This window comes from Aquimarina litoralis, from assembly GCF_039523995.1.
Classification (GTDB): Bacteria; Bacteroidota; Bacteroidia; order Flavobacteriales; family Flavobacteriaceae; genus Aquimarina; species Aquimarina litoralis.
The window spans coordinates 1,067,973-1,085,138 of sequence record NZ_BAAAGE010000002.1 but is presented as its reverse complement, the minus strand read 5'-3'; the positions used below and the strand labels follow the sequence as shown (position 1 = coordinate 1,085,138).

General features: G+C 32.3%; 14 protein-coding genes. 6 read left to right on the top strand and 8 right to left on the bottom strand.

Features of this window, described 5'->3' with window-relative positions:
- Window position 1 precedes the first annotated feature (1 nt).
- The 3 genes from lolA1 (at window position 2) to ribB (ending at window position 3,967) form a co-directional block, all read left to right on the top strand.
- Window positions 2-640, top strand: coding sequence for an outer membrane lipoprotein periplasmic chaperone LolA1 (gene lolA1 / locus ABD077_RS13795; RefSeq protein WP_343912873.1), 639 nt, complete (start codon window positions 2-4; stop codon window positions 638-640).
- Between the two features lie 76 nt (window positions 641-716).
- Window positions 717-2,747, top strand: a complete 2,031-nt coding sequence (locus tag ABD077_RS13790) for an LptF/LptG family permease (protein WP_343912871.1) — start codon at window positions 717-719, stop codon at window positions 2,745-2,747.
- 68 nt (window positions 2,748-2,815) lie between these two features.
- Window positions 2,816-3,967 (top strand): 3,4-dihydroxy-2-butanone-4-phosphate synthase, encoded by a 1,152-nt coding sequence (gene ribB, locus ABD077_RS13785; protein WP_343912869.1) that lies wholly within the window; start codon window positions 2,816-2,818, stop codon window positions 3,965-3,967.
- Window positions 3,968-3,975: 8 nt separating this feature from the next.
- Here ribB and ABD077_RS13780 read toward each other — a convergent pair whose 3' ends face one another.
- The 3 genes from ABD077_RS13780 to ABD077_RS13770 form a co-directional block, all read right to left on the bottom strand.
- Window positions 3,976-5,166 (bottom strand): DegT/DnrJ/EryC1/StrS family aminotransferase, encoded by a 1,191-nt coding sequence (locus tag ABD077_RS13780; protein ID WP_343912868.1) that lies wholly within the window; start codon window positions 5,164-5,166, stop codon window positions 3,976-3,978.
- Between the two features lie 85 nt (window positions 5,167-5,251).
- Window positions 5,252-5,707: a thioredoxin family protein gene (locus ABD077_RS13775; RefSeq protein ID WP_343912867.1), complete on the bottom strand. Its 456-nt coding sequence runs from the start codon at window positions 5,705-5,707 to the stop codon at window positions 5,252-5,254.
- 70 nt (window positions 5,708-5,777) lie between these two features.
- Complete coding sequence (locus ABD077_RS13770; RefSeq protein WP_343912866.1) at window positions 5,778-6,407, bottom strand: NAD(P)H-dependent oxidoreductase; 630 nt, start codon at window positions 6,405-6,407, stop codon at window positions 5,778-5,780.
- A 90-nt stretch (window positions 6,408-6,497) separates the two neighbouring features.
- On the opposite strand from ABD077_RS13770, the gene ABD077_RS13765 reads away from it, so the two are divergent.
- On the top strand, window positions 6,498-6,884 hold the full coding sequence (locus ABD077_RS13765; RefSeq protein ID WP_299600333.1) for an acyl-CoA thioesterase: 387 nt from the start codon (window positions 6,498-6,500) through the stop codon (window positions 6,882-6,884).
- Window positions 6,885-6,940: 56 nt separating this feature from the next.
- Here ABD077_RS13765 and ABD077_RS13760 read toward each other — a convergent pair whose 3' ends face one another.
- Entirely contained in the window at window positions 6,941-8,599 is a 1,659-nt protein-coding gene (locus ABD077_RS13760; RefSeq protein ID WP_343912865.1) for a S8 family peptidase, read from the bottom strand.
- A 102-nt stretch (window positions 8,600-8,701) separates the two neighbouring features.
- Entirely contained in the window at window positions 8,702-10,183 is a 1,482-nt protein-coding gene (gene nhaC, locus ABD077_RS13755; protein ID WP_343912863.1) for a Na+/H+ antiporter NhaC, read from the bottom strand.
- A 1,041-nt stretch (window positions 10,184-11,224) separates the two neighbouring features.
- On the opposite strand from nhaC, the gene ABD077_RS13750 reads away from it, so the two are divergent.
- Window positions 11,225-11,857 carry a CPBP family intramembrane glutamic endopeptidase gene (locus ABD077_RS13750; protein WP_343912862.1) on the top strand — a complete coding sequence of 211 codons (633 nt, stop codon included), beginning with the start codon at window positions 11,225-11,227 and terminating at the stop codon, window positions 11,855-11,857.
- Here ABD077_RS13750 and ABD077_RS13745 read toward each other — a convergent pair.
- The 3 genes from ABD077_RS13745 to ABD077_RS13735 form a co-directional block, all read right to left on the bottom strand.
- Entirely contained in the window at window positions 11,854-12,426 is a 573-nt protein-coding gene (locus ABD077_RS13745; protein ID WP_343912861.1) for a non-canonical purine NTP diphosphatase, read from the bottom strand. The two genes, ABD077_RS13750 and ABD077_RS13745, sit on opposite strands and share 4 nt — an antisense overlap.
- 108 nt (window positions 12,427-12,534) lie before the next feature.
- Window positions 12,535-13,059 carry a KdsC family phosphatase gene (locus tag ABD077_RS13740; RefSeq protein WP_299600343.1) on the bottom strand — a complete coding sequence of 175 codons (525 nt, stop codon included), beginning with the start codon at window positions 13,057-13,059 and terminating at the stop codon, window positions 12,535-12,537.
- Window positions 13,043-13,807 carry a Rossmann-like and DUF2520 domain-containing protein gene (locus ABD077_RS13735; protein WP_343912860.1) on the bottom strand — a complete coding sequence of 255 codons (765 nt, stop codon included), beginning with the start codon at window positions 13,805-13,807 and terminating at the stop codon, window positions 13,043-13,045. The genes ABD077_RS13740 and ABD077_RS13735 overlap by 17 nt, the downstream gene beginning before the upstream one ends.
- 133 nt (window positions 13,808-13,940) lie before the next feature.
- On the opposite strand from ABD077_RS13735, the gene ABD077_RS13730 reads away from it, so the two are divergent.
- A complete protein-coding gene (locus ABD077_RS13730) occupies window positions 13,941-17,102 on the top strand; it encodes a cytochrome c biogenesis protein CcsA (RefSeq protein WP_343912859.1) in 3,162 nt (1,053 codons plus the stop codon).
- Window positions 17,103-17,166 lie beyond the last annotated feature (64 nt).

Here is a 17,166-nt window from a genome sequence, read left to right as displayed (position 1 = left end):
AATGATACGAAGAATATTTTTTTTGGCAATAGCAACACTTTTTATAACAAATGCACAGGCCCAAGATGCTAAAAAGCTTTTGGATGAAGTGTCAGCAAAAGTAAGAAGCTACGATAATATTGTAATTGGATTTAAGTATGCTTTAAATAATCCTGCAGAAAATGTATCTCAAGAGACAAGAGGAGATGTCACCTTATTAGGAGAGAAGTATCGATTAAATCTTATGGGAACTGAACAAATGTATGACGGAAATAAATTGCATATTATCATTCCTGAAGATGAAGAAATTAATATTTCTTCGCAAAGTCCCGAAGATGAAGCCAGTGTTACACCTTCTAAAATGCTGACATTTTATGAAGATGGATATACTTCAAAAATGGATATTGTACAAAATGTACAAGGAAGAAAAATTCAGTTTGTGAAATTAAATCCTATAGATTCTAATAGCGACCTTAAGGAGATATTATTAGGAATTGATAAGCAGACAAAACATATTTATAAATTGATTTTAATGCAAAATAATGGAACTAATATTACTATAACTGTAAATAGTTTTAAGACAAATCAGCCTTTGTCCAGTACATTATTTGTATTTGATGAATCAAAGTATGCTAATTATTACATCAATCGTTTAGATTAATTATATATTTAGGCATTATTAGTAAATCATAAACATCCCGAAGTTATTCGGGATTATATTTTATATATACGAATAGGTGAAAATATTAGACAGATATATTCTTACAACTTTTTTAAAGACTTTTTTTCCGCTCTTTATCATTATAATGTTCATTCTTTTGTTGCAAACCATCTGGTTATTTATATCAGAATTAGCAGGGAAAGATTTAGATTTTTCGGTAATTATTAAGTTTTTAACTTATGCTACGCCTAGGTTAATTCCTATGGTTTTGCCACTTACTATTTTACTTACTTCTATTATGATCTTTGGTAATTTTGCTGAGAATTATGAGTTCGCAGCGATGAAATCATCAGGGATCTCATTGCAAAGAGCCATGAGGACATTATCTGTATTTATATTTTTTGTTGGTATTGGGGCATTTTTGTTTTCTAATACTGTGATTCCTAATTCCGAGAGAAAGTTTGTAAATCTTCGGAAAAATATAGTAAAGGTCAAGCCAGCAATGGTTATTACTCCTAATCAGTTTAATGATTTAGGAGATATTAATATTCGAGTCTCGGAAAAATATGGAGACAACGATCAGTTTTTGAAAGATGTGATTATCCATAAAAAAGCTGCTAGAGTTGGAAACTTTACGGTAATTAAGGCTACCGATGGTGAGTTAAAAGGAAGTATAGACTCTGATCTTATTACATTGGTTCTTAATGATGGTAATTATTATGATGAGATTCAACAAAAATCTCCTAAACAAAGAAAGAAATTACCTTTTGCAAAAACACATTTTAAGCAATACGTTTTAAATATCGATTTATCTTCATTAGATAATGTTGATATGGATGCACAACAGTATAGTAAAGGATATAATATGCTAAATGTGAACGGGCTTAAAAATGAAATAGATACATTATCAATACAGGTTAATACAGAGTATAAGTCTGCTGGTGATGATGTGAATAGAAGGAATGGTTTTAAAGAGTTAAATCGAAACTTAAAAATAGATACCTTACAAAAAGCTACAAAAGACACACTAGATTTAATTAAAGATCGATTTACTACTAAACAAAAATCTCAAATATATAATCTTGCATTTTCTAATGTAGATGGAGCAATTAGAAGAATTCAAACGGCTAAGAGAGCAGTAGAAGTAAAGAAGAGAGCTCTTAATAAGTATGAGATGTCATTACACGACAAGTATGCATTAGGAATATCTTGTGTACTATTGTTTTTTGTGGGAGCACCACTTGGAGCGATTATTAGAAAAGGAGGTTTAGGACTGCCTATCGTTATTGGAGTAGTATTATTTCTTTCATATCATTTTATAGGAATATTTGCAAAGAACGGAGCAGAAGAAGGCGGAATTCCCCCATTTGTAGGTTCTTGGTTGTCTACTTTCATAATTTTTCCTTTGAGTATCTTCCTTACTTATAGAGCTACAAGAGATAGAGGATTTGTAAGTTTTGATATTGTCATGCAACCTATTCGTGATTTCTTTGCTAGAATATCAAAGAAGAAAGACAAAAAGGAGGGTGTAAAGGATACTTTGAATTTTAGTAATGAAGAACGGTTTGAAAAAGATGTTGATATTTCCAAGTATGAACTGCTATTAGATTACGATACTCATAAATTAAAGGATATTGTAAAAAATTATCGACAATATGATTTTGATGAGTCTTATAGAAATGCATCATTGAAGATATTAGATGAGAGAGGAATTTCTATAAATGACCTGAGGTTACGTGGAGAATTAGATAATATAGATTTTAATAAAGCTGAAAAATATTACAGAGATTTTAATGAATATTCTATTTTGACAATCACGATAGCTTTGTTCTCAATTTTTGTGAATCTAATTGTGAAAATAATTTCAGCAGAATCTTTACCAACTGAAACGGAGGTGATGTTGTTAGTTTTTAATGTGTTAATTAATATAACTTATTTAGTGTTTTTTATAATATCATTAGTAAACCATAGTAGGTTTTATGAATTAATAAAGAGTAGAACTGATCGACCTAGCTTGATATTTTTTCTTTTAGGGATGCCTTTTTATATTTTAGGTTATTTTCATTATCGCCGTTTGATTAAAGAAGACATAAGAAAAATCAGATAATTCATCGATACTTTCCATTTAAGAATTATATAAAGTACCTTTGCTTTTTAATAAAGAATTGGATTCATATGTCACAAATTACGGACACTAAAAACAAGGTTAAGCTAAATACCATCCAAGAAGCTATTGATGATATTCGCCAAGGAAAGGTGATTATAGTTGTGGATGATGAAGATAGAGAGAATGAAGGAGATTTTCTAGCTGCAGCTGAAAAAGTTACGCCCGAAATGATCAATTTCATGGCTACACATGGTCGAGGGTTAATTTGTGCTCCAATAACAGAACAGCGTTGTAAGGATTTGAAGCTGAATATGATGGTAGATAATAATACCGATCCTATGGAAACAGCTTTCACAATTTCTGTAGATCTTAAAGGGAATGGTGTTACTACAGGTATTTCTGCAAGCGATCGTGCTAAGACCATTCAGTCGTTAATTGATCCAAATACTAAGTCTCACGAGTTAGCACGTCCTGGACATATTTTTCCTTTGAAAGCAAAAGAAGGAGGAGTACTTAGAAGAACAGGTCATACAGAAGCAGCGATTGATTTTGCAAGACTAGCAGGTTTAAAACCAGCAGGAGTTATTGTAGAAATCATGAATGAAGATGGTAGTATGGCACGTCTTCCTCAATTGGTAGAAGTAGCAAAAAAATATGATCTTAAACTAGTTTCAATAGAGGATTTAGTAGCATATCGCATGCAACACGATTCTCTTATCGAAAAGAAAGAAGATTTTGATATTGTAACACGTTTTGGAAAATATAGATTAAGAGCCTATAAGCAAACTACCAATAGTCAAATTCATATTGCATTAACAAAAGGGAGTTGGGCTGATAACGAACCTGTATTAACAAGAATAAATTCCACTTTATTTAATAACGATATTCTCGGAACTTTAACAAACAATGCGGATGAACGTTTAGATGCGATGTTTACCACTATTAATAAAGAAGGAAAAGGAGCTATTGTCTTTATTAATCAAGAAAGTCAGTCTTTTAACCTGTTAAATAGGTTAAAAGCTTTAAGCGAAGCCCAAAATGGAGATGAGGTGGTAAAAGCACCAAAAATGGCTATGGATTCCAAAGATTTTGGAATTGGAGCACAAATCTTACATGATTTAAATATTCATAAATTACGATTGATATCTAATAGTATCCAACAAAAACGAGTGGGTATGATAGGATATGGGTTAGAGATCTTAGAATACGTAAATTATTAAAAATACAACTATAAAATACTTTTCAGAGCTTCAATCATTTTTGAAGCTCTTTCTTTTACTTCTTGTTCTGTCCAACCTACTTTAATTAGACAAGAGATTGTTCTACCCATCCAAGCATCACTAGCATCAAAAGATTTATTGTTTTTTTGTAAACCTGCTAATTGTTCTTGAGAAAGTTTATTTAATGAAGTAGGTTCTAAAAGGTGTTCCCATTTTCTATAATAATGCCAATTGTTATCATACCAATAAAAACAAACATCTACTCCATGTTCACCAAATGCAGTATGCGCCTTTTTAGCCAGTTTTTCAGTAGGTAAAAAGATATTTAGAAAAGCATAACTTTCTACTCCTGTTTCAGGAACTCTTCTAAAAGTAACCTCTGGAATTTCCGATAAAGCATTCCGAAGTATAGTATAGTTTTTCTCTTGCAGTGCTAATGTACTATCCAGTTTTCTTAATTGAGCAATCCCTACTGCAGCATTAAGCTCTGAAAGTCTGTAGTTATATCCAAGAAAAGGGTGTGTTTCTGCTCCACGATTGTTTCCTATATGATCGTGTCCATGATCTTGATATTTATGAGCATGATCTGCATATTGTTTGGAGTTTGTGATCAAACCACCACCTTCTCCACAGGTTACCGTCTTTACATAATCAAAGGAAAAACATCCTAAATCTCCATAACTTCCCAGTGGTTTATTATCATATGTTCCACCGATAGCTTGACATGCGTCTTCTAATAGAATCAAATTGTGCTCATCACAAATGGTTTTTAATTTTTTCAAGTCAGCCATGGAACCACACATATGTACAGGCATAACTACCTTAGTTTTGTCTGTGATTGCAGCTTTTACGGCTTCTGGATCTAAAGTTAAAGTATCATCTATATCACATAGGATAGGAGTAGCACCAACCGATAATATGGCTTCGAAACTTGCTACAAATGTAAAAGTAGGCATGATTACTTCATCACCAGAACCAACACCTGCAGAAGCTAAAGCTACTGTTAATGCTGCTGTTCCGCTAGATACTACTTGAGCATATTTTGATTGCATTCTTTCGGCAAGATCTTTTTCTAGTTCTAATGCTTTATAGTGTCCATTTCTATTTCCATCAAAACCATATCGCATTAAAACTCCATTGTCTAATACATCTTGCACTTCCTTTTGTTCTTCAGTTCCAAATAGCTCAAATCCTGGCATAGGTATAGTCTTAAAATTAAAAACTCTTTTCGGCAAAAATACCGAAAAGAGTTTTGAAAATATAAAGGATATCTTATCTTTTTGACTAGTAATTATCGATAATCTTAGAAACAAAAGCAAAGTATCTACTAGGATCTCTAAGCGAAGCACTGTAAGAACCCTCTGTGTCAATTACTTTACCTTTATGATTCATCGCAATGATATTAGGAAAACCACCTTCCTTATTATAGACTTTTACTAATTTTTTATTTGCTTTTAGTTGGTTTTCCGTTAGAATATCCATTCTTCTTGGAATATCTACTTTAAGTAAAACCACGGATTGTGATTGTCTATTAAACTTTTCGGTAGAAAAGAAGTCTTGCTCTAACATAATGCAAGGAGCACACCAATCACTACCAGTAAAATACATTAATATAGGTTTCTTGGATTCTTTTGATACTTCCTTTGCGGTTTCGAAATCGGTTAACCAATTTAATTTTGATTCCTGACTATATGATGATATCACAAAAATGAATATTAAAAACGATATGATCTTTTTCATTTTTATAAAGTTTTAGATACTACAAAATTATAATAATTTTCATATACCAAATATCTTGCCAAGGATATGGTTATAAAACAATTACTGTTTCGTCTATTGTACGTCTTACTTTTTTTAAGGTAGCAAACATATCATCTTCAGCACGATATCCGACTGGTAAGACCAATACAGAAGTAAGTCCTCGTTTTGATAATTCTAGAATTTGATCATACTTTTCTGGAATAAAACCTTCCATAGGACATGCATCAATTTTTTCAGTTGCGCAAACTGTTAATAGATTCCCCATAGCTAAATAGGCTTGCTTAGCTGCCCAATTAGCAATTTCATCTGCCTCCTTGGTTTTAAACGAGTCTATGAGTTGTTCTCTAAAAGGTTTTAATATTTCTTCGGGAGTATTTCTGATAGCTTTTACGTGATCAAAGTATTTGGTGATATACGTTTCCCCAACTGTTTTTTCAATACAGATAACAAATACATGTGATGCATCTGCAACTTGTTGTTGATTCCACGAGTGTGCGGTAAGTTCTTTCTGTAATTCTTTATTTTTTAATACGACCAGTTTTAGAGGTTGTAATCCATAAGAGGTAGCAGTAAGATTAAATGCTTTGATAAGTATATTGACTTTTTCCTCTGGTAGTATTCTAGTATTATCAAATTTTTTTGTCGCATAGCGCCATTGTAAGCTTTCTATAATTTCCATTCTAGAATTTTAAAAATATGCTGCAAAGATACAGCTATAAGAGGTATCTTTATGGATTAAACTAATAAGAAAAAACTATATCACTATTATATGAATACTATTGAAGAATTGATTCAAAAATCTGAAACAAGAATTTTCAAAGCTGTTTTTCCAAATACAACAAATCACTATGAAACATTATTCGGAGGAACTGCGCTGCAGCTTATGGATGAGGTTTCATTTATTTGTGCTACTCGTTTTAGTAGAAAAAAAGTGGTTACCATTTCTACCGGTAAGATAGATTTTGAAAAACCAATTCCAGAAGGTACCATTATTGAATTGGTTGCTAAAGTTCAAGAGGTAGGAAGAACGAGTTGTATGGTAAAAGTGGATATATATAAGGAAGAAATGTATAGTTATGACCGAGAGATAGCAGTTTCGGGATTATTTAAGTTTGTAGCCATCGATAATGATAAAAAACCAACACCAATAGTATAGTAGGAATCAACTACCCTCGTGATAATTATACAAAAGGGTAGTTGATATTATAATGTTTATAAACCTAATCCACCAAATAGATCAAAATATTTGTATGCTTCTAAGGTGTTTACTTTTCCATATCCAAAGATTGGATTGGTTCTAAATGGGTAGTCTGATTTTTGTTTTAATGCAAGAACCAAATCAGCTCTAGGAAGTGTGGTGTTTTTACCCCATACTAAAGCAGCAATTCCAGCCATTGTTGCTGTAGCTACAGAAGATCCTCCAATAGTAGTTGTGTATAATCCACCTCTTCCAGTGGCAAGCGCTTGTGTACCATTTAATTGTTCCATTACTACTGCAAAATCAACATTTTTACCTTTTACACATTTGGTACAAGCCGTATAGTTAGTTCTTATTCCTGTTACTCCATACACTACATCTCCGTTATATTCGGTCATGTTTGCTGGAAATACAATATTAGCAAGATTCGGATATTGACCAGAAACAAAGCTTCCTAGCTCTATGGTTCCTGCGGCAGAGAATATTAATTTTCCTTTTCTATACGCATATACTATTGCATCTGCAATTCTGCTTGATCTGCTTACAGAACCCATACTCATACTAATAATTCGTACATTACTAGTATTTGCTGCAGAAATAAAAGAGTTAGCTACTGCAGTAATATCTCTGGTTCCGTTTATAAATACATCACTGTTAGCTCTATAGTTGTACAAGTTACATCCGTAAGCCACTCCATGAATACCATATTTCGCTCTTGGCGATGCTATTACTCCAGATAAAGCGGTTCCGTGACCACAATCATCAATTCTGTAAGAACCGTTAGAACCATATTGGTCAGAAAATCTAATGATTCTATTAGAAACCAATCCTTCATTAAACATGTATTGATTTCCTTGAGAAAAACCATCAATTAGTTGTTCTTGTCTATGGCTTAATCCAGTATCCAGAATGGCAACTCCTATTCCTTTTCCGGTTCCTTTGGTGGTAATTCCACCCCAATCCCAAGTTTCCTTAATTTTGTGGTACTTAAAATTCCAACCCATTTTTCCGCCTGGATGTAGGTTGATATAATCATAATTTACTCTTAAATCATATCTTGGATTATCTTCTCCGCATCCCAAGTCTCCACTGTCTTTAGCATCATAATCTTCTGTATGATTATTGTAATAAATGTCATACATAGGTTCTAGATATCTTAAATTAGGAGAGGAAAGTAATGTTTTTAGAGTTTCAAGATCTGAAATTTTAGCAGTTATACTTAATAAATTGTCTGCTTCTTCTATAATTGCTTCTTCTTTTAGTGTTTTCATTGAAGTTTGGTTAGACTCCAATATATTAGCAATCATATTGTCTTTTATATATACGATATCTTCATCAAGACTTTTCTTGTAATTAAACATATAGTCTCTGGTTTCATTATCATTCCATCCATCTTTTTTGTAACCAATCATAACCTCGTAATTAGAATGCACTATAGCACTCCAAAGTACTTCTTCAGTAGCCATATTCCAATCAAAAGACTTTTGTTGTTGGTCTGTAGTTTCTAAAATAAAATGATTGATTTTTTCTTTACTAAGCACTTTGTTAGAAGGCTGTTCTGTTAAAAAATCATCCTGAAGGTTTTCGTTTTCACAGGAGGCAAGAATACTTGATAAAAGTATTGAACCAATAATGCATTTAGCAATCTTTTTTTGTTGTTTTAAAAAAATCATTTTAAAGTTTTTGAGTTAATTTTTCGGGCAAAAATAGACTCAACAACCTTATGTTTTTTGGGTACATGTACTCAAAAAAAACATGATTTTACTAGTATAAAACTAACTGTTTAATTGCTTTATTTTAATTCTAAAAGCAGCAAAAAGCAATGTAGTAAAAGGACTCAGCCAATTAAATATGGCAAAAAAGAAATAATCAACGACTGGTACTCCTAAAACACCACTTTGATATGCTCCACAAGTATTCCAAGGAACCAAAACAGAGGTTACAGTTCCTGAATCCTCTAAAGTTCGACTTAAATTTTCTGGAGCAAGTCCTTTATCTTTAAATGCCTGTGCATACATTCTACCAGGAACTACAATCGCTAAATATTGATCAGAGGCGGTTAGGTTTAAAGCTAAACAACTAGCTACAGTACTGGCAAAAAGACCAAATACAGAATCGAATAAACTTAATAGTGCTTTGCTAATTCTTGCTAATGCTCCGATTGCATCCATTACACCTCCAAATACCATAGCGCAAACAATTAACCAAATGGTACCGAGCATACCCGACATACCTCCTGCAGTAAATAAATCGTTTAATTCTTTACTAGTAGTTTCTACAGCGGTATCTACGGTCATCGCTTTCATAACACCAATATAAGCCGAATTCAAAGTTAATGTATCACTACCAGCGATATTCATAACGATTTCTGGCTGAGCGATAATAGCCGCTATTCCACCTAACAATGTTCCTGCTAATAAGGCAATAAGAGGTGGTGTTTTTTTGATGATTAAACCTATTACGATTATTGGAACAATAAATAACCATGGCGAAATGGTAAAAGCACTGTCTATCGCTAGCAATTGTTGATCAATCTCTGGAGTTCCCGAAGTGTTTAAAGTAAAACCAATAATAATAAATACAATTAGTGTTACAATAACCGTTGGAACCGTAGTATAAGTCATATATTTTATATGAGAAAACAATTCTCCACCTGCCATTGCAGGAGCTAGGTTAGTTGTGTCTGATAAAGGAGACATTTTATCACCAAAATACGCTCCCGAGATTACAGCTCCAGCCGTCATACCTAAAGAGATTCCTAAGGTATCACCGATTCCAATCAAAGCAATTCCTACGGTAGCAGAAGTAGTCCAAGAACTTCCTGTAGCGATCGATATAATCGCACAAATAACTACACAAGCAGCTAAAAATATACTAGGACTTAGAATTTGTAAACCATAATAAATCATGGTTGGTATGATACCGCTAATAAGCCATGTACCAGCCAGAGATCCTACCATTAACAAAATAAGCAATGCACCTGTAGTAGATTTTACATTTCTGGCTACTTCTTCCATCATCTGTTTGTAGGATACTTTATTAAAGAAACCAACAATAGCTGCAACAGCAGCTCCTAAAAGTAAAATAAATTGATTACTACCACTTAACGCATCATCACCGAAAGCGTAGTAAACATTGTAGAATAACATTCCTACTAAAGCAATAATCGGAATTAAGGCTTCCCAAATATTCAATTCTTTATTTTCAATAATTTCTTCGTTTTGGGGATTGGTAGGATTGATTTGCTGACTGTCCATAAATTGTATTCAAAATTTAAGAATGTAATGTTACGATATTAATATACTTTATGCAACGTAATCTTTTTGTTTCAGGATAAAAATTACTTTTCTATTCATTATTGAAATAAAATATGTTTTTTGTCGGTTATTTTTGTTTTTTGTCGATATTTTGTTTTATATTTGAATCATCATTTCGGTGATATATGAGTATTTAAAATACCTTTGAAATATCAAATAAGAGAATTGATTTATTAAAATATACCGAAAGAGAAAAATTGGAATTGATTGTTACGTTTTTTTGTCCCTAACAAATTTAATCCCCCCTTAAGTTAAATTTGAAAATTATAAGCCTCAGAAATGAGGCTTTTTTTTTGCACATATTTCAAAGTTAAATGAGCGTAAGTCTTTTTTAGGTTTTATAGGAATAAGTTGGTTTTTTGATACTAAAAATTACTTTTATCGATAAAAAATGCTTTTTATCGATGTTTTAATAAATATTGATATATGATAATCGGTTAAATATTGATGTGTCATGTAAATTTGAAGTGTGAAATAATTAAAGTTTTTTTGAATTAGTTTTAATGTTACCCCATTATAAAAAGGTTCTTCAGAACCTATCGAACTACCTTTTTTAGCCCCAAATTTATTTCGCCCCAATAGCCAATAAGCCTCGTACCCCATGAGGCTTTTTTTTATGCATAAACTCTTTTCATGTTTTTCTAAAGCTTGGAAAACAAACTAAATATATAGCAAACTTACTGGAAAACCGCACTTAATCGATATAAAAAAGCACTTAATCGACATTTTTAGTGTTTTTTGTCGTTTATTTTCAGGTTTATATGTACTTATCCTGTATATTTGAAGTGTTGTTTAAGATTGATATAAATTAAATTTAGTTGTTAAAGTATTGTTGAATACTAATTTTAATTACCCTCAGTAATTAAATATTTTCCCAAAATTTGATTTGTTTCAAAAAAGCCTCTTGCCCGGAGGCTTTTTTATTTGTTAAAAAATAAGTTGTTTCGAATTTTATGCTGAAATTAGTACAAAATTGAAATAATGTCATCTACTTTAGCCAGAGGTTTAGAGCTACTTTTTTTATTTGTTTTGCTACCAATTAGTTTTCTATTTGATTATCATATTTTGATAAAAGTTGGAATCACGCTTGTCGGTTTCATCTATATACTTTTGCATCTTAGGAGATCAGGCCTTTTAGAGCTTAAGAAACCGAATAAACTTACTTGGAAGCCATTCTGGAAAGAAACAATCATAAAGTTAGCCATTATAATAATTGTTACAAGCCTCTATGTACTTTGGATTGCACCGGATAAGCTATTTGCTTTTTTAATAAAAAAACCTGGAACGTGGGTAATGATCTTATTTATTTACACGTTTTTGTCTGTATGGCCACAAGAAATTATTTATAGAACTTTTTTTTACGATAGGTACGAAGCGTTATTAAAGAACAAATGGTTATTTATATTTATTAACGCCATATTATTTTCACTAGCACATATTTTTCTAAGAAGTTTTCTAGTGCAATTACTTACATTTATTGGTGGCTTATTATTTGCATTTACATATCAAAGAACAAAATCGACCACACTAGTATCTATAGAACATGCTATCTATGGGAATTGGCTTTTTACTGTTGGCATGGGGGAAATGCTTGCTTTTCCCGTGGCGGATTAATTAGTTAAAAATTCTACTAGTTGTTTGATCGCTTTTCCTCTATGACTAATTAAATTCTTTTCGCTTAAGGTTAGCTCAGCAAAAGTTTGATCATAACCTTTTGGTTGAAAAATTGGATCATACCCAAAACCATGAGTTCCTTTTTTTTCTGAAATAATATTTCCTGAACAAATACCGGTAAATGTATTCATATTTTCACCGATTATTAATGAAATTACCGTTTTAAATTGTGCTTCACGATTATTCTTATCTTTTAGATTTTCTAGCACTTTTTTCATATTGGCTTCAGCATCTTTAGCTTCTCCCGCATATCTTGCAGAGTAAACACCAGGATCACCATTTAATGCCTTTATTTCTAAACCAGTATCATCGGCAAAACAATCATATCCGTAGTTCTTTTTTACATATGTTGCTTTTTGAATGGCATTACCTTCTATAGTATCAGAGGTTTCCGGAATTTCTTCGGTACATCCAATTTCTGAAAGTCCTATTAACCTAATATGACTTGGTAATAATTTTTGTACCTCTTTTAATTTATTAAGATTGTTAGTAGCGAATACTAATTTCACAGCTTTAAATTATTAATGATTAGGGTATTCAGAAAGGAACTCATCATTTTTTGTTAATTAAGAATTATAAATAATCTCGTTTATTGATCAGTTCTAAGTCTTCTTTGACTAAGCTTTCGCGTTATAATTTTGGATCCATTTCCCTTGCACTTTCAAGACTTGTTCAATTACATCTCTAACACATCCTTTTCCACCTTTTTTAAAAGAAACATATTTCGAAATTTCTTTAACCTCGGCTACAGCGTCCTGAGGACATGTGGGTAGTCCTACCATTTCCATAACAGGTAGGTCCGGAATATCATCCCCCATATATAATACATTTTCTAACTTTATATTTTTTCTGTTCATATATTCTTTTAGTTGTTCAATTTTATGGTGAGCACCTAAATAAATATCTGTGATTTCTAATCCTTCCAGTCTTTTTCTAACACCTTCATTTTTTCCTCCAGAAATTATACATAAATTAAACCCTTGACGTACAGCAGCTTTTAATGCATAACCATCTTTGACGTTCATTGTTCTTAATAATTCTCCTTCTGTATTGATGATAACATTTCCATCGGTGAGAACACCATCTACATCGAAAATAAATGTAGTAATATGCTGTAAATATTCTTTATAACTTTTTTCCATATTTAATTTGTATTGCTTCTGTAAGCGCGGTATATAATTGTTTTTGAGAGTCGTTGTTTAAGAGCTTTAAATGCCTGTTAATGGTCTGTATATCATTACGTATTCCAGGTCCTGTTTGAGCATTATCCGGATTCATTTCTGTTATTTTATTCGCAGTCTCTTGAATTAGTGGATGTAATATTTCAAACGGAACATCATTTTCTTTGCATATATCATTTCCCAAAGAAAATAGATAATTGGTAAAATTGTTTACAAAAACAGCGGCAACATGTAGTATGTTTCGCTGATCAGAACTTATTTCATAAACCTTTTTTGATAGCTGAGATGCTACATTTTTTAATAGCATAAGCTCATTTTCTTCTTCAGATTCGATACAAAATGGAATACTGGTGAAATCTACCTCTTTTGTGGCACTAAATGTTTGTAAAGGATAGAAAACACCTCTTATATTCTTATCGTTCATAAATTTCATAGGAACACTACCCGAAGTATGCACAACTAACCGATTTTGAAAAGGAAGTTGATCAGAAACTTCTACAATCGCGTCATCACTTATTGCTAGTATATATAAATCCGCTTTTTTTAAATTCTGCAGATTATCCGTTACGAAAACTTCTTCTTGGTTTTCGTGAATAGGTATTCCTTTTCGGTTATAGCATTGTATGACTTTCACTAAATTTAGCGGCAAAAAGGCTTCATAAAGATGTTTAGCTACGTTTCCGGCACCAAGAAGGACGATTGTAATCATTTGGCTAAAATAAGGAAGATACTTCAAAAATTAGACAAGTTTTATAGTTCTGTTAAAAGGATCAAAATAGGAATGTGATCGTATACAATTATCCTTTCAAAAACATTAAATTTGCCGAGCTAAAAAAGTTACAATGCAAAAGAGGTTAGCAAGTATTTTATTTTCTACGAGATTAATGGCAATTCTGTTTATAATTTTCGCTGTTGCTATGGCAGTGGGTACATTTTTAGAGGATGGCTATGGAACAACAGCAGCAAGGATTTGGATATATAATACTTGGTGGTTTGAAGCAATTATGGCCTTTTTTATGATCAATTTTTGTGGGAATATTGTTCGTTATCAATTATATAAGAAAGAGAAGTGGGCAACATTGCTTTTACACCTTTCTTTTATTTTGATTCTCTTAGGAGCTTTTATCACAAGATATATTAGTTATGAAGGTGTGATGCCGATACGAGAGGGAGAAACTACTTCAGAATTTCTTTCAGAAAGAACTTACCTAACTATTTTTTTGGATGGTGAAATTAATGGAGAGCCAAGAAGAAGACCTCTTTCTGAGCAATTAGAACTTACAGAAGCAACTGACAACCATTTTGTTATAAATACAGATTATAATAAGCAGCCTGTTACTATAACGTATAAAGATTATATCACCGGAGCGGAAATGGGCTTAGTAGAAACTAAAGAAGGTGATAATTATCTAAAGATTGTAGAAGCAGGAGATGGAAGTAGACATGAACATTACCTAAAAGAAGGAGAGGTTTCTAACATACACAACATTCTAGTAGCTTTTAATGTTCCTACTAAAGGTGCTATTAACATTACTTATAAGGACGATGAATATTATATAGAGTCTCCTTTTGATGGTTCATTTTTGAGAATGGCTGATCAAAAACAAGGTTTGGTAGTTAAAGATAGTCTACAACCATTGATGTTGCGGTCGTTGTATCAAACAGCAGGAATGCAGTTCGTAATTCCTGATCCGGTAATTACGGGAATATATGATGTGGTTCCTATCGAAGTAAAAGACAAAGGGCAACAGGATGCATTAATTTTTGATGTTACAACTAAGGGAGAAACAAAAGAAGTGAAACTGCTTGGAGGAAAAGGATATGCTAATGATATGCAAAAAGTTTCTCTTGGAGGTCTAGATATGTATTTTAGTTATGGATCAAAACGACTAGAATTACCATTTGCTCTAAAACTTAATGACTTTATTGCAGAGAAACAGCCGGGAACTCAAAAGGTGTATAAGTCATTTATGAGCAAGGTTGATATTGTAGAAGAAAACAAAACTCCAGAGCCTTATGATATTTACATGAATCATGTATTAGATCATAAAGGATATCGTTTTTTTCAAGCGTCTTTTGATCCTGATGAAAAAGGAACGGTGTTATCTGTAAATCACGATTATTGGGGAACTAAAGTTACGTATGCTGGATATATGCTATTATATCTTGGACTGATGCTTATTTTGTTTACAAGAGGATCTAGATTTAAAGATCTTGAGAAAATGCTGAATAAAGTAAAGTCGAAAAAGAAAAATTTAGCTATCCTACTAGCATTGGTAACCAGTAGTTTTTCTTTTGCTCAAGAACAAACGGATCATGTAAATCATTTGCAAACGCTGCCGAGTAAAGCGAAACTTGATTCTATTATTAAAGCAAATGCTGTAAGTAAGGAGCATGCTGCAAAATTTGGAAGTATTGTTATTCAGGATGAACGCGGTAGAATGAAACCTGTAAATACGTTTTCTTCCGAGTTACTTCGAAAGCTTAGCAAAAAGGATACGTATGAAGGGTTAACAGCAGATCAAGTATTTGTCTCCATGTTAGAGAATCCATTTATATGGTATAGTATACCGATTATAGAGATTCAAAGAGAAAATGATAGTATACGTAAGATTTTAGGAGTTTCTAAATCAGAAAGAAGAGTTTCTCTTATTGACTTAGTAGAGCAAGATGGATCGTATAAATTAGATCCTTACTTAGAAGAAGCGAGTAGTACAAGTACACCAAGTAGTTTTGAAAAAGACTTTTTGAAAACCCATGATAAGTTTTACTTATTAAATCAAGCGCTTGGTGGTGGCATCCTTAGAATATTTCCTGTACCTAATGACGAAGGTAATAAGTGGGTTTCCGTACCTCAATTAAACGAGTACAAGTTTACGGGGATGGATTCCGTATACACTAAACAGATCATTCCAATCTATATACAGTCGTTACAGGAAGCAAGAAAAACTGGAGATTATAGCAAACCAGAACAGTATATAGAGAGTATTAAATCATTCCAAAATAAGTTTGGAAGTGAAGTAATGCCGAAAGACGAAAAGATACAAGCAGAAATAGCTCTTAATAAATATGATATTTTTAGAACCTTATATCGATATTATGGATTAACAAGTGTCCTATTTATTTTAATTATCATTTTTGGAATATTTTTCCACAAGAATAAGTTTGTAAAGTTCTTAATACAAGTTTTTACAGGAATTACGGTACTTATTTTTATGATTCACACTTCTGGTTTAATTATCAGATGGTATGTTTCAGGTCATGCTCCTTGGAGTGATGCTTACGAATCAATGATATATGTCGCCTGGGCTACTATGGCTTTAGGATTAGCATTTGGTAAGAAAAGTAGTCTTACAGTAGCTGCAACTGCTTTTGTAGCTGCAATTATATTGTTTTTTGCACACGAGAACTGGACAGATCCTGCTATTGCTAACCTACAACCGGTATTAGATTCGTATTGGGTACTGATTCATGTGTCTATTATAGTTGCCAGTTATGGACCATTCTTTGTTGGAGCAATTCTAGGAATACTCTCGCTTTTATTGATGGTATTAACCACAAAATCAAATAAAAAGAGAATGGATCTAACTATCAAAGAGATTACTATTATTAATGAAATGGCATTAACTATAGGGTTAGTGATGTTAACCATCGGTAATTTCTTAGGTGGAATGTGGGCAAACGAAAGTTGGGGGCGTTACTGGGGATGGGATCCTAAAGAAACATGGGCATTAGTGAGTATTATGGTATATGCTTTTGTAATACATATGAGATTAGTTCCTGGTTTAAGAGGTAGATGGTTCTTTAATTTAATGTCAGTTTTGGCAGTAGGATCGATTTTGATGACTTATTTTGGAGTGAATTTTTATCTAAAAGGGTTACATTCTTATGCTAGTGGAGATCAGGTTGTAACTCCAAGTGCTGTGTATTATAGTTTCATAGCATGGGCAGTTTTAGGAGCTTTTTCTTATTGGAGATATACAATACACTACAAGAAAGCGTAATTTCTAACAATTTGTATTTCATTAGGTTATTCGCAAAAAGACCTATACAAAAACTATACATTCG